Source organism: Antarctobacter sp., assembly GCF_048262615.1.
GTDB lineage: Bacteria > Pseudomonadota > Alphaproteobacteria > Rhodobacterales > Rhodobacteraceae > Antarctobacter.
This window is the reverse complement of sequence record NZ_JBLXFB010000019.1, coordinates 49215-62894: the sequence shown is the minus strand read 5'-3', so window position 1 is coordinate 62894 and position 13680 is coordinate 49215. Positions and strand designations below refer to the sequence as shown.

16 protein-coding genes are annotated in these 13680 nt (G+C 61.8%); all 16 read left to right on the top strand.

Features of this window, described 5'->3' with window-relative positions:
* Positions 1-105: 105 nt before the first annotated feature.
* Positions 106-744: a glutathione S-transferase family protein gene (locus ACN0S5_RS17960; RefSeq protein WP_417210117.1), complete on the top strand. Its 639-nt coding sequence runs from the start codon at positions 106-108 to the stop codon at positions 742-744.
* Between the two features lie 15 nt (positions 745-759).
* Entirely contained in the window at positions 760-1971 is a 1212-nt protein-coding gene (locus ACN0S5_RS17955) for an acetyl-CoA C-acetyltransferase (RefSeq protein WP_417210116.1), read from the top strand.
* A gap of 11 nt (positions 1972-1982) precedes the next feature.
* Positions 1983-2891 (top strand): hypothetical protein, encoded by a 909-nt coding sequence (locus ACN0S5_RS17950; protein WP_417210115.1) that lies wholly within the window; start codon positions 1983-1985, stop codon positions 2889-2891.
* Between the two features lie 80 nt (positions 2892-2971).
* The gene (locus ACN0S5_RS17945) at positions 2972-3349 is read left to right on the top strand and encodes a hypothetical protein (RefSeq protein ID WP_417210114.1); all 378 of its coding nucleotides are present in this window, start codon (positions 2972-2974) and stop codon (positions 3347-3349) included.
* Positions 3349-3816 carry a cupin domain-containing protein gene (locus ACN0S5_RS17940; protein WP_417210113.1) on the top strand — a complete coding sequence of 156 codons (468 nt, stop codon included), beginning with the start codon at positions 3349-3351 and terminating at the stop codon, positions 3814-3816. The genes ACN0S5_RS17945 and ACN0S5_RS17940 overlap by 1 nt, the downstream gene beginning before the upstream one ends.
* Positions 3813-4247: a hypothetical protein gene (locus ACN0S5_RS17935; protein ID WP_417210112.1), complete on the top strand. Its 435-nt coding sequence runs from the start codon at positions 3813-3815 to the stop codon at positions 4245-4247. Before ACN0S5_RS17940 ends, ACN0S5_RS17935 begins: the two co-directional genes overlap by 4 nt.
* 2 nt (positions 4248-4249) lie before the next feature.
* Positions 4250-6451 carry a 3-hydroxyacyl-CoA dehydrogenase NAD-binding domain-containing protein gene (locus tag ACN0S5_RS17930; protein ID WP_417210111.1) on the top strand — a complete coding sequence of 734 codons (2202 nt, stop codon included), beginning with the start codon at positions 4250-4252 and terminating at the stop codon, positions 6449-6451.
* A gap of 400 nt (positions 6452-6851) precedes the next feature.
* The gene (locus ACN0S5_RS17925; RefSeq protein WP_417210110.1) at positions 6852-7136 is read left to right on the top strand and encodes an STAS domain-containing protein; all 285 of its coding nucleotides are present in this window, start codon (positions 6852-6854) and stop codon (positions 7134-7136) included.
* Positions 7133-7507 carry a response regulator gene (locus ACN0S5_RS17920; RefSeq protein WP_417210109.1) on the top strand — a complete coding sequence of 125 codons (375 nt, stop codon included), beginning with the start codon at positions 7133-7135 and terminating at the stop codon, positions 7505-7507. Before ACN0S5_RS17925 ends, ACN0S5_RS17920 begins: the two co-directional genes overlap by 4 nt.
* Before the next feature lies 1 nt (position 7508).
* Complete coding sequence (locus ACN0S5_RS17915) at positions 7509-9680, top strand: chemotaxis protein CheW (RefSeq protein WP_417210108.1); 2172 nt, start codon at positions 7509-7511, stop codon at positions 9678-9680.
* Positions 9673-10140, top strand: a complete 468-nt coding sequence (locus ACN0S5_RS17910) for a chemotaxis protein CheW (protein WP_417210107.1) — start codon at positions 9673-9675, stop codon at positions 10138-10140. The genes ACN0S5_RS17915 and ACN0S5_RS17910 overlap by 8 nt, the downstream gene beginning before the upstream one ends.
* A complete protein-coding gene (locus ACN0S5_RS17905) occupies positions 10137-11018 on the top strand; it encodes a CheR family methyltransferase (protein WP_417210106.1) in 882 nt (293 codons plus the stop codon). The genes ACN0S5_RS17910 and ACN0S5_RS17905 overlap by 4 nt, the downstream gene beginning before the upstream one ends.
* Positions 11019-11027: 9 nt before the next feature.
* The gene (locus ACN0S5_RS17900; RefSeq protein WP_417210105.1) at positions 11028-11414 is read left to right on the top strand and encodes a response regulator; all 387 of its coding nucleotides are present in this window, start codon (positions 11028-11030) and stop codon (positions 11412-11414) included.
* Positions 11411-11770 carry a chemotaxis protein gene (locus ACN0S5_RS17895; RefSeq protein ID WP_417210104.1) on the top strand — a complete coding sequence of 120 codons (360 nt, stop codon included), beginning with the start codon at positions 11411-11413 and terminating at the stop codon, positions 11768-11770. Before ACN0S5_RS17900 ends, ACN0S5_RS17895 begins: the two co-directional genes overlap by 4 nt.
* 56 nt (positions 11771-11826) lie before the next feature.
* Complete coding sequence (locus ACN0S5_RS17890; protein WP_417210103.1) at positions 11827-13092, top strand: CheB methylesterase domain-containing protein; 1266 nt, start codon at positions 11827-11829, stop codon at positions 13090-13092.
* On the top strand, positions 13092-13625 hold the full coding sequence (locus tag ACN0S5_RS17885) for a chemotaxis protein CheD (RefSeq protein ID WP_417210102.1): 534 nt from the start codon (positions 13092-13094) through the stop codon (positions 13623-13625). Before ACN0S5_RS17890 ends, ACN0S5_RS17885 begins: the two co-directional genes overlap by 1 nt.
* The last annotated feature ends 55 nt before the right edge of the window (positions 13626-13680 follow it).

The following is a 13680-nucleotide window of genomic DNA, read 5'->3' as shown; positions in this document are numbered from 1 at the left end:
AAGGCGCCTGCTGTTTCTTCTCTGGACAAATACGCCCACGGGGGTGCGGGGGTGTGAAACCCCCGCTCTGCCGGGAACAACAAGCGCGACGGGAGGCGCTGCGCGATGACCATGAAACTTTACTGCTTCGGTGAGTCGGGACATTCCTACAAGGCGGCACTGGCGCTGGAACTGGCCGGGCTGGACTGGCAGCCGGTCAAGGTCGATTTCTTCAACGGCGAAACCCGCGGCGATGCTTATCGGCAGGACGTCAACGAGATGGGTGAATGTCCGGTGCTGGAAGATGGCGACATCCGGCTCAGCCAATCCGGCGTGATCCAGCAGTATCTGTCAGAGACCTACGGCCATTTCGGCGGAGCGACCAGGGCCGAGGAGCGCGAGGTTCTGCGCTGGATACTCTGGGACAACCATAAGCTGTCATCGGTGGCGGGCATGACGCGGTTCCTGATGAACTTCCTGCCCAAGGAGAAACAGCCCGCAGAAGTGATCGGCTTCATGCAGGGGCGGCTCAAGAGCGCCTATGGCGTTCTCGACGCACATCTTGCGGACCGCAAATGGATCGTGGGGGAGGCGCCCACAAATGCCGACCTGACCTGCTGCGGCTATCTCTTTTACCCCGAACCTTTCGGTTTCGAGCGCGCCGACTGGCCCGCGATCGACCGGTGGCTGGCAAACATCGAGGGGCTGCCCCGATGGAAAGCGCCTTATGAGCTGATGCCCGGATCCCCTGCGGACCGGGCCTGAAGAAAAGGATATCACATGACCGAAGCCTATATTTACGACGCCGTCCGCACGCCGCGCGGCAAGGGCCGCAAGGATGGCGCGCTGCACGAAGTCACCTCGCTGCGTCTTTCGGCACAGGTGTTGAACGCTGTGAAAGAGCGCAATGGTCTTGACGGTCACGCCGTCGAGGACGTGATCTGGGGCAATGTCACACAGGTTGGTGAGCAGGGCGGCTGTCTTGCGCGCTCCGCCGTGCTGGCCTCTGATCTTGACGAGAGCATCCCCGGCCTTGCCATCAACCGTTTCTGCGCCTCGGGGCTGGAGGCGGTGAACCTTGCCGCCAACCAGGTCAAGGGCGGTGCGGGTCAGGCCTATATCGCCGGCGGGGTCGAGATGATGGGCCGTGTGGCCATGGGCAGCGACGGCGCGGCCATCGCGGTCGATCCCTCGATCGCCATGGACAGCTATTTTGTCCCGCAGGGCATTTCGGCCGATATCATCGCCACCGAATACGGGTTTTCCCGCGATGACGCAGACGGACTGGCGGTTGAATCGCAACGTCGCGCCGCCGCCGCTTGGAAAGACAACCGGTTCGAGAAGTCGCTTATCACCGTGCGCGACGTGAACGGCCTGCCGATCCTCGACCACGACGAATACATGCGCCCCGGCACTGACATGCAAACCTTGGGCGCGCTCAAGCCATCGTTCAAGGACATGGGTGAGGTGATGCCGGGTTTTGATGCCATTGCGCTGATGAAATACCCGCATTTGGAGCGGATCAACCACATTCACCACGCGGGAAACAGCTCTGGCATCGTGGACGGGTCTGCGGCCATGCTGATCGGCAACAAGGAGTTCGGCGAGAAATACGGTCTGAAGCCGCGCGCGCGTATCCGGGCGACCTGCAAGATCGGCACCGATCCGACCATCATGCTGACCGGCCCGGTCCCCGCCACGCAGAAGATCCTCAAGGACAGCGGCATGTCGATCAGCGACATCGACCTGTTCGAGGTCAATGAGGCCTTTGCCTCGGTTGTGCTGCGCTTCATGCAGGCCTTTGACGTGGATGACAGCAAGGTCAATGTGAACGGCGGCTCCATCGCCATGGGCCACCCGCTGGGCGCAACCGGGGCGATCATTCTGGGCACGATGCTGGACGAGTTGGAGCGGACCGGCAAAGGCACCGGTCTTGCCACGTTGTGCATCGCGTCCGGCATGGGTGCCGCGACCATCATCGAGCGCGTGTAACCCCGGTGCCGATGACGCCGGACACCGCGAAAAAGGTGGCATCCAGCCTGCTGGATGCCACTGGACGCGCGCTTATGTCCGGCGACTTCGACGCCTTCGCAGGTTGTTTCAGACTGCCACAGTCCATTGGGACCATCGACGGTGTCCGCCTTCTGAACACCAAGGCGGATCTGGAACGCGCCTTTGACCGGGTGCGCGCGCATTATGCGGACATCGGACTGGCGAAACTGGACCGGTGGATCGAATTGGCGCTCTTTGACGGGCCGACTGTGATACGATCCTGCCATATGACGCATATTCGGTCAGCGGACGGCCAGCTTTTGAAGGACCCCGTGGTGACGCTGTCGCAACTGGTGTGCGAGAACGATCAATGGCGGATCGCCGGAATGCTGTATTCGGTGCCGTCTGACAGCGACCATGGTCGGGCGTTGCTGAGCGGGGGCGCGCAACCGTCAACCGATCAGGCGCAAAAATACGCTGCCGAAGCGGTTTTCCAGAGCTATCTGGACCGGGTGACCCGTGCCTATCTGGACGGCCAATTCGCCACCTTGAGCGAGGCGGTTCAACTGCCGCTTTTTGTTCAGACGAGCACGGGAACGATGGTCGTGATGCGAACGGACCACCTTGAGGAAGACTTTAACCGGACGGTCACGCAATTGCGCGTTCACGGCGTGAGTGACATTGTCCGGCGCGTCCATATCGCCGAAATGGTCGGGGATCGCAGGATTCACGGTGCCTACCGCACCCATATTCTGAGCGGCGCACGTCTGGTTATTCCGGCCTACAAAAGCGCCATGACCATCGAACAAGGCGCGGACCTGACCTGGCGCATGACATCGGTCATCCACCCGATGGGCCATCTGACCATGCAGGCGCAAATCGATGCGCAGGACGCCCCCGGCCATGGCGGGCTGACATGACCAAGAACATGGCGACACAGATTTGCCGGGCCGATCCGGACACGCCGACGCAACAGGCCCGTGACGGAAACCTGTCCCGGTTGGACGGCGTGACCGCAATCGCACCGCCGGACCAGACCGCGGGTGCGCGGCTTTGTATCCGGTGGCTCATGAATCTTGTGGTCAAACAGCGTCAGCAGCCCGGCGACCGTTCGGATCTTGGTACATTCGAAAATCGTCGCATCTGCATCGATGGCGAGGTCATCGCACCACTGGCAACGCGGCTCCGGGACCGCCACAAGGCCCCTGCCATGTGCGGCGGGACGCATCCCGTCGATCCCAATTTCTGCGAACAACCGCTGTTGGCGGACGCGGGACATCGGCCGGCACGCGATTTTTGCGGCGGCATGAAATACCGTGGCCACACAAGTTTCGGGTCCAAACCGGTCGACCGTCTTCGTGAAAGGCAGTTCATCTGATGCCGCGGATCGATCTGGACAAAATACCCCTGCGCACCGGGTCCTCCTACCCTGCCCCGCATGATGAGGCCATGATCGGGCGTCGCCAGCAGCGGCTGGGCGATGCCGCCGGGCTGACCCAATTCGGCGCAAACCTCGTGCGATTGGCCCCCGGCGCGATGTCCTCGCTTCGGCACTGGCATGAACGGCAGGATGAGTTTCTGGTGGTGACCGAAGGGGCGCTGACACTGGTCGATGACAACGGTGAGACGCCGCTTGTCCCCGGCGATTGCTGTGCCTTTCCGGCGGGCGATCCGAACGGGCATCATATCCTGAACACGTCGGATATCGAGGGCGCCTTTGTGGTCATCGGCACGCGGACGGACCGTGAGACCGGCTGGTATTCGGACCTTGACCTGAAGGTCGAGGTTGAAGGCGGCAAGATGCGCTTTCTGCGCCGAGACGGTGGGGCGTTGGCAGAGTCATGACAGCCACCTTCACACATGCCGAATTCGAGCAGTTCCTGACCGATATATCCGAGCCTTTCCTGACGCGCGACATCACACACTGGCGCGCCCGGATGCTGCTGCCGTTCAGCATGGTCACCGGGTCCGGGCCCGTCACCCTGTCCACCGACGACGACGTGCGGCAGAATTTCGACCTGTATCTCGAAGCCTGCGATGCGATGGCTTTGGATCTTGTGCACAGGGAACGGATGGGCGTCGAACACTGTGAAGACGGCACCGTTCTGGCCTCTTACCGCACCGATTTGATGCGGCAGGGCAAGCGGATCACCGATCCCTATACATCTACCGCACTTCTGCATCCCACCGACGACGGATGGAAGATGTCGGCAATCCTCAACGCCCGTGGCCATCATGCGTGGACCGGGCGCCCCCCGAAAATTACTGGAGACTGAGAATGACTGATTTCACGATGAAAACGGACGCAGACGGCGTTGCGGTGATCACATGGGACGTGCCCGGCAAGTCCATGAACGTGATGACGCTGGAGGCGTGGGACGAACTTGACGCGCTGATCGACGAAGCTTTGGCAGAGGATGCGGTCAAAGGGATCGTGATCACCTCTGGCAAGGACAGCTTTGCCGGTGGCATGGACCTGAAAGTTATCGCCAAGATGAAGGAAATGGCGGGCGACGACCCGGCCAAGGGTCTGTTTGACGGGATCATGAATGCCCACCGCATCATGCGCAAGATCGAGCGCGCGGGCATGGACCCCAAGACCAACAAGGGCGGCAAGCCGATCGCCACCGCCCTGCCCGGCACAGCACTTGGCATCGGTCTGGAAATCCCGCTGTCGACGCACCGGATCTTTGCCGCCGACAACCCCAAGGCCAAGATCGGCCTGCCCGAGATCATGGTCGGCATCTTTCCGGGCGCAGGCGGCACCACGCGCCTTGTGCGCAAGATGGGCGCGATGGCCGCCTCTCCTCTGCTGCTGGAGGGCAAGCTGAACGATCCGAAAAAGGCCAAGGCCGCCGGGGTGATCGACGAGGTCGTCGAGGATCCGCTGGCCGCTGCCAAGGAGTGGGTGCTGAACGCCAAGGACGCGGACATCCTCAAGCCCTGGGACGCCAAGGGTTACAAAATGCCCGGCGGCGCGCCCTATCACCCCGCAGGCTTCATGACCTTTGTCGGGGCGAGCGCGATGGTCAACGGCAAGACCAAGGGCGTCTATCCCGCCGCCAAGGCGCTTTTGAGCGCGGTCTATGAAGGGGCGATGGTGCCCTTTGACACGGCGCTGAAGATCGAGGCGCGCTGGTTCACCAATGTGCTGATGAACCCGTCGTCGGCGAACATGATCCGGTCGCTGTTCATCAACAAGGAGGCGCTGGAAAAGGGCGCGGTGCGTCCCGCAGATGTGGCCGACCAGAAAGTCACCAAGGTTGGCGTTCTGGGCGCGGGCATGATGGGCGCGGGCATTGCGCTGGTATCGGCGCAGGCGGGGATCGAAGTGGTGCTGCTGGACCGCGATCAGGCCGCCGCCGACAAGGGCAAGGCCTATAGCGCCGATTATGCCGCCAAGGGCGTGAGCCGCAAAAAGATCACCCAGGACAAGGCCGACGCGATGCTGGCGCGGATCACCGCGACCACCTCGTATGACGATCTCAAAGGTTGTGACCTGATCGTCGAGGCGGTGTTTGAAGACCCCAAGATCAAGGCAGAGGTGACCAAAGCCGTCGATGCGGTGACCGGCGACGATTGCATCTTTGCCACCAACACCTCGACCCTGCCGATTTCCGATCTGGCGAAGGCGTCCAAAAATGCCGAGCAGTATATCGGCATCCACTTCTTCTCGCCGGTCGAGAAGATGATGCTGGTGGAGATCATCAAGGGCAAGCAGACCGGGGATCGCGCCGTGGCCAAGGCGCTGGATTTCGTGCGCCAGATCCGCAAGACGCCCATCGTGGTCAACGACGCGCGGTTCTTCTACGCCAACCGCTGCATCATCCCCTACATCAATGAAGGCATCCGCATGGTGAAAGAGGGCATCGCGCCCGCTCTGATCGAGAATGCCGCCAAGATGGTGGGGATGCCGCTGGGTCCGCTGCAACTGGTCGATGAAACCTCGATCGATCTGGGGGCCAAGATCGCCCGCGCCACCCGCGCGGCGATGGGCGACGCCTATCCTGATGGCGAGGTCGATGAGGTCATCTTCTGGATGGAAGGTGAGGGCCGGCTGGGCCGCAAGACCAAGGCGGGCTTTTACGACTACGACGAAAAGGGCAAGCGTCAGGGCCTGAGCCAGCTGGTGCAGGACAAGTACCCGCAGGTCGAGGATCAGCCGACGGTGACCGAGGTCCAGCATCGCCTGCTGTTCGTGCAGTCACTGGAGGCGGTGCGCGCGCTGGAAGAAGGCGTGCTGATGGACATCCGCGAAGGCGACGTGGGCGCGATCCTTGGCTGGGGCTTTGCGCCGTGGTCCGGCGGGCCGCTGTCGTGGCTGGACATGATCGGTACGCCTTATGCGGCGGAACGCTGTGACCAGCTTGCCGAGGCCTATGGCCCGCGCTTTGCCTGCCCGCCCTTGCTGCGCGAGATGGCCGACAAGACGCAAAGCTTTTACGGCCGGTTTGGTCCGGACAAGGCCGAAGCCGCCTGAGGCAACACGGAACAACAGGCGACGCGCCCGGCGCGACGCCCGTCAGGCGGGGCCGGTCCAGAGGGACCGGCCCCGCCTTGCATGTAGCACCGACCGGGTGACCGCCCCGGCAATGGCGGGCGGTCATCAACGTGGCTGGCGATATCTCGAATTGTCGAATTTCGATGCCACCGGCCGAAACGGCGCACAGTGGTCACGCACCTGCGGTTTTCATGTTTGAAATCAGATAGTTTCGGAAACCGCCCTGAATTCCGCGCATTTCCCGATCCCGGCCAGCCGGTGCCATGCACTGTCTCAGCGACCGTCGGAACGCTTTGTTAAGGTCGCATCCCTATCTCTTCGTGGCGTCAGATGTGTCAAGCCAAGACGCACACAGTGCTACGAAGGATGCAGTACCGCGATGTCAGACATCAGTTTCCACGCTCTCGGACCCGCACGGGCCCGTTCCGGTGAAGACCCGCTGGTCGCCTTTCTTTTGAACGCCCGACGGCTGCCGGTCACCGTCTCGGCCCGCGATGTGGCCCGTCTTGATTCCCACAGGCTGCAATTGTTGCTGGTGGCCCAAAAGCAATGGGCCGAGGACGGCGTAAATTTCGACGTGACCGATATGGCGCCCGGATTTCGTGAGGGACTGGAAAGGCTTGGTCTCTCTTCCGATCATTTCGACAAGGAACTGCTGCAATGACGACAAAAGTCCTGGCAATTGACGACTCGCGAACGATCCGCAACCTGTTGCGTGTCTCACTTGAAGGCGCGGGGTTCGAATTCCACTCTGCCTGCGACGGCCAAGAAGGTGTGGACATCTTTCCCGACGTCGACCCGGATGTGGTGATCACCGATATCAACATGCCCAAGATGGACGGGTTCGGCGTGATTGACACGCTGCGCAGCGGCCCCAACCGCACCAATGTGCCCATTCTCGTCCTGACCACCGAAAGTTCTGACGATCTGAAGTCGCGGGCGCGCAACGCGGGGGCCACCGGATGGATCGTGAAACCATTCGACGACGCCTCACTGGTGTCGGTCCTGCGGAGACTGACGGGGCATGTGAGCTGAAATGTCGGGAAATTCGATCAAAGATACCTTCTTCGAGGAATGTGAAGAATTGCTCGAAGCCCTTGTTGAGGGGCTGTCCCAGATGGAGGACGCCGCCGACGACATGGAGGTCGTGAACGCGGTCTTCCGCTCCGTGCATTCCATCAAGGGCGGCGCCGGTGCGTTCGCCCTCGACCGGCTGGTGGGGTTTGCCCACAGCTTTGAAACCGTCATGGACAAGGTCCGCGATCGCGCATTGGCCGTCGACGAAAAACTGATGAGCCTGTTCCATCGGGCCGGCGATCACCTGTCTGACCTCGTTGCGGCGGCACGGGACGAAACCGATCTGGATGATGAGATCGAGGCCGGGCTTGTCAACGAACTTGAAAGCTATCTGGACGGCGACACCGCCGCCGAGGATTTCAGCTTTGACGCGGTCACGCTGGACTTTGACGGCCCCCAGATCGACCTGTCCATCGACGATGGCGCAAGCAGTACACGGGTTTTCGACATCCGTTTTACCCCGTCGCGGGCGCTTTACGAAAACGGGCATGAACCGCTGTTGATCTTCGACGCGCTGGCCGAGTTGGGCAGCCTGTCGGTCGAGGTGGATCTCAACAGGTTGCCGGAATTCGACGCATTCGATCCAGCGGATGCGGTCCTGTCCTGGCAGTTGTCGCTCTCGACCAGCGAGCCGGAGACCACGCTGCACGAAGTGTTCGAATTCGTCGAAGGGCTGTGCACGCTGGAGATTACAGTCGATCAGGCGGCAGGTGCGCCGGTGATTGACATTCCGGATGCGCCGGACATGCCGGACGAGGCACCCCTTTCGATACTGGAAGAGACGGCGCTTCCGCAAGCCCCTGTCAACGAACCGGCAATGGCGGCACTGGCCACGACAGAGCCCGCCAAGAAAGCCGAACCGGGTCCGGAAAAACCGGCCCCCGCGGCGGCAAACAAGGAATCGCGCGGCCCCAAACCGACGCTGCGGGTCGATCTGGACCGGGTTGACCGGCTGATCAACACGGTTGGCGAGTTGATCATCAATCAGGCGATGATCTCGCAACGGATCGAGGAACTTGACCTGCCCACCGTGGCCCACCTGACCAATGAACTGGAGGCCTACAAACTGCTGGCGCGCGATATCCAGGAAGGCGTCATGGCGATCCGTGCGCAGCCCGTCAAACCGCTGTTCCAGCGCATGTCCCGGATTGTGCGCGAGGCGTCAGACGCAACCGGCAAGAAAGCCAAGATGGTCACCGTCGGCGATTCCACCGAAGTGGACAAAACGGTGATCGAACGACTGGCCGATCCGCTGACCCATATGGTGCGCAACGCTGTTGATCACGGGCTGGAATCGCCTGCGGCCCGCACCGAGGCAGGCAAAGACCAGACGGGAACAATCCGGCTTTCGGCGGCGCATCGTTCCGGAAGCGTCTTTATCGAAATTTCCGACGACGGCGCCGGATTGAACCGCGAAGTGATCCTCGCCAAGGCGATGGAAAAAGGGTTGGTCCCGCCGGATGTCGAACTGTCCGATCCGGAGATCGACAACCTCTTGTTCCTGCCCGGATTTTCAACCGCAGGACAGGTTTCGGCCCTGTCGGGCCGCGGCGTGGGGATGGATGTGGTCAAGAATGCGGTGCACGCCCTTGGCGGTCGGGTATCGATCACCTCAACCCCCGGAAAGGGCACAACATTTGCAATCGTCCTGCCTCTGACGCTGGCCGTGATGGATGGCTTTGTAATCTCCGTGGCTGACCAGACCATGGTCATTCCGATCTCTTCGATCCTTGAAACCATTCGCCCCAACCCGCGCGACATCCATGTGGTCGGCACCGACAGTGAAGTGGTCAGCGTGCGTGGGTCCTACGTGCCGATCATTGACGTGGCCGACAGCCTTGGGCTGGGCAAACCTGATGACAAGCACCGAAACGGCATTCTGCTGCTGGTCAGCACAGAGATGCAAGGACTGACCGCGCTGCGCGTCACTGCCATCCATGACCAGCGCCAAGTGGTGATCAAGAGTCTGGAAAGCAACTATGCCGCCATCCCCGGTGTCTCTGCGGCGACCATTCTGGGGGATGGCAAAATCGCACTGATCCTCGATCCCGAAGAGCTGATCAAACTGGGCCACTCGTCGGGTCACGATCCCTTTGCACAGCACAGCAGAATGGAGCTTCGTCATGGCTGAGACCGCTGAAGCACTTGCGGACACGCAGTTCGAATTCATCACCTTCTCGGCAGGCGGCCAGAGTTATTGCCTTGAGATCACGCAGATCCGCGAGATCCGGCGATGGACACCGGTGACCGCGCTCCCGCACACGCCTCAGGACGTGCTGGGGGTCATGAACCTGCGTGGTGCGGTGATCCCGATCTTCGATCTCTCGGCCCGATTCGGCTTGGGCGCGACACCCGCAAATGAACGCAATGTCGTGATCGTCGCCGCCGTCGATGGCGCCACCATCGGACTGTTGGTGGAATCGGTGTCGGAAATCCTGTCCGTCGAGAAAAGCGCGATCCAGGAGACCCCGGACATCAAGTCCGAGGCCACGCGCAACAGCATCCTCGGCATGATCTCGGTCGACGAGTCCATGGTTCGGGTCGTCAACCTGGGGGCCGTGGTCGACAGCGAAAAAGGTCTGCCTGCATGAACAGCCCGGCGCCGAGCGCCTTCACGCGCGACATTCCCTTCAGCGACGACGACTTTCGCTCGATTGCCGATCTTGCGCATGCGCGTTTTGGCCTCAGCCTTGCCGAAAGCAAAAAGCCATTGGTGTACTCGCGGTTGGCGCGGCGGCTCAAGTCCCGGCAAGTCCAGAGCTTTGCCGACTACCTTGCGCTGCTCAATCGCGCCGAAGAAGAGGACGAAAGGCTGGAGCTGATCTCGGCGTTGACCACAAACGTCACCAGTTTCTTTCGGGAAAACCATCATTTCGACATTTTGCAAAGGGGCTTGGCGCAAGAGCTTGGCGAGAAGGTCCGGGCTGGCGGGCGGTTGCGGATCTGGTCAGCGGGCTGCTCGTCCGGTCAGGAGCCCTATTCCATCGCGATGACCCTGCTCAAAACGATACCGGACGCACATGCCAGGGATGTCCGCATCCTGGCCACGGACATCGATCCAAAAATCGTCGCGAAGGCGCGGGCCGGGGTCTATTCCGCCGAAGAGGCCTCCGGCGTCCCTGCCCCGCTGCGCAAGGAGTGGATGGCGACCAATGACCCGTCCGGCAAAACATACGCCATCACCGAAACACTGAAACCTCTGGTGACGTTCAATGAGTTGAACCTGATGAACGACTGGCCATTCAAGGGACCGTTCGACGCCATTTTCTGCCGAAACGTGGCGATCTATTTCGCCCCTGAAACCCAACGGCGCCTTTGGCAGCGCATGAGCGCCATGCTGACCCCCGGCGGCCTGTTGTTCATCGGGCACTCCGAGCGCGTCACAGGCCCGGCGCTTGAAAATCTCGAAGGCGTCGGCATCACCAGTTACTGCAAATCGCGCGCCAGCGCGCAGCCCACGCTGCAATAGGAGAGCATTATGGGATTGAAGGACTCTCTGAGGATCATGGTCGTCGATGACATGGCGACGAGTCGCGGCCTGATCACACAGGCCCTCGACGACATCGGAATCAAGAACTACGTCACGGAGAATGACGGCCGTGCCGCGTTTGGCCGGATGGCCTCTAGTCCGGTGCATCTGGTGCTGTCGGACTACAACATGCCCGGTCTGGACGGCCTTGGTCTGTTAAAGGCTGTGCGCAGCCATCAAGCGCTCAAGAAGATGGGCTTTATCCTTGTCACCGGACGGCCCACCCCGGAAATCGTCGCGGAGGCAAAGCAGCTTGGCCTCAACAATATGATCAAGAAGCCGTTTACATCGGCCTCGATGAAACAATGCATCGAAAGCGTGGTCGGCCGTCTATGACCGCCATGACAGACACCACCCTGCCATTGAAGGTCGCAACCCGACGCGCCTCGGCCGAGCTTGAGGGGCTCTATGTGCGGCTTGAGCGGTTGGAGCACGGGTTAGACACTGTCATCGTCCACGCCACCCACGCCTTCGATACAAAATCCATCGGGATGTTGCAGGAACTGGACATGCTACGTCAGTCGATCGGCGCATTGGCGGACTACCTCGACCAGATTTCTGCCGCGACCGATGACACCGGCATGGTGGACGTGGTTCAGGCCCTGTCGTCGGTGCCACTTCGCGACATGGCGACACGGTTGGGCGGCACGGCGAATTCCGCCGCTGCCGTCGGCCACGCGGAGCTGTTTTGATGGGCCGACAACCTGCCCCGGTTCTGGTGTAAACGGACCGCCGCTGGAGATCACAAATGCCAAGGAAGACCGTTGTCATCGCCACGCCGGATCGCGCGCAGCAAGCCCGGCTTGGACGGTTGGTCGACCAAATGGCCGATTTCGAAGTGGTCTCCAGAACAGGTGACCTGATGAACACCTACAATGTTGTGGAGGAACGCCTGCCAAAGGCGGTGTTGATCGCCGACGTGCTGGCCAACCTGCCGGAATTCGAAGTGATGCGCGCCCTGTTCGCGACCCTCGACATCCGTTGGTTGGTTGTGACGATGCCCAACCGGTCTTCGCGGCGGTCCACCGCCCCGGTGGGGTTTGACAAGCCCGGATCGGATATCTTCTCCATACCGGCCGATGCGCCGGAAGAGGTCTATGTCCGGCAGCTGTGTGCGTTGACCCGCACCGATCGCAAGGACTGTCCCGCCAAGAAACCTCTGTCGTCGGCACCGCCGCCGGTGGCAGTAGACAGACCGACGGCCCCAAGGGATGTTGCCAGGACGCCCCCCGGACGTCCGATAACACTCCCCGGCGCGGAGGGCCATGGCAGGCATCACGCCGCCCCGCCCCGGATCGGCGCGATCCGCGCTTCGGCGGCGGCCCAGCAGGTTCCGGCCCAGCAGACACCGGCCAGTCGACGGTCCACTTTGCCGGTCGCGCCCGCGGGGACGGATCAGAACGCGCGCGCGTCTGACAGCGCCGGGCGCATGGTTTTGATCGGTGCCAGCACAGGCGGCGTTGACGCCTTGCTGAACGTATTGTCGCAATTCCCCGAGGACTGTCCGCCTACGCTGATCGTGCAGCATACCGGGCTCGGCTTTGGCCAAAGCCTTGCGGGGCTCTTGAACCGTCAATGTCTGCCCAATGTGCTGCTGGCCACCGGGCCTTTGCCCCTTCGGCGCGGTCAAATTTTGATAGGTGCCGGCACGCGGAGCCATCTGGTCATCGAAGGCCGGGCCGGGACACGCGCGACCTGTGTCAAGGAAGACCCCGTTGCCGGGCATATTCCCTCTGTGGACAGGCTATTCGGGTCCGCTGTCCCCCATGCGGCCCGTGTCTCGGCTGCGCTCTTGACCGGCATGGGACGGGATGGCGCCGACGGGATGAAAGCCCTCTTTGCGGCCGGGGCCTTTACCATCGCCCAGAATGAGGCCAGCTGTGTGGTGTATGGAATGCCGCGCGCAGCCGTTCAAAACGGCAGTGTCCACAAGATCCTGCCCCTCGACCGGATTGCGCAGGCGCTCCTTCGCGAACAGGGCGAGGCCACGCGCGTCTCCAGGGAGATACATTAATGAGAGGCCTGTCCGAAAAGGTAGTCAACGTCATTCAGGGCGAATACCAGATTTCCGACGATCCGGAGGTGGTGTTGACCACTGTTTTGGGGTCGTGCATCGCAGTCTGCATGTTTGACGCGACGCGCCGGATCGGCGGCCTGAATCACTTTCTCTTGCCCAATCGGGACGGCGGCGGCGGCGCAAGCGTGCGGTACGGTGCCTATGCCATGGAACTGTTGATAAACGGCTTGCTGCGTCAGGGGGCAGAGCGCGCGCGGCTACAGGCCAAGGTTTTTGGCGGTGCCAGCATGATGGGCAACCTGCGCGATATCGGCGCGTCAAACGCGGCCTTTGCCCGGCAATTCCTGTCCGATGAAGGCATCCCCTGCATCGCGGAAAGCGTGGCAGGTACGGCAGCGCGGCGCATCCGCTTTTGGCCGACAGACGGACGGGTGCGTCAACTGCTGGTCCCGGCCGAAGCTGTCGCGCTCCCGCCGGAAAAACCGGCCCCAATCCCGCGTCCCGTGGCCGACGAGATCACGCTTTTCTGACACGCACTTCGGCGCTATGCCGGGGGCTGTCGCAAAAAGCGGTCCGGTGTGCCGA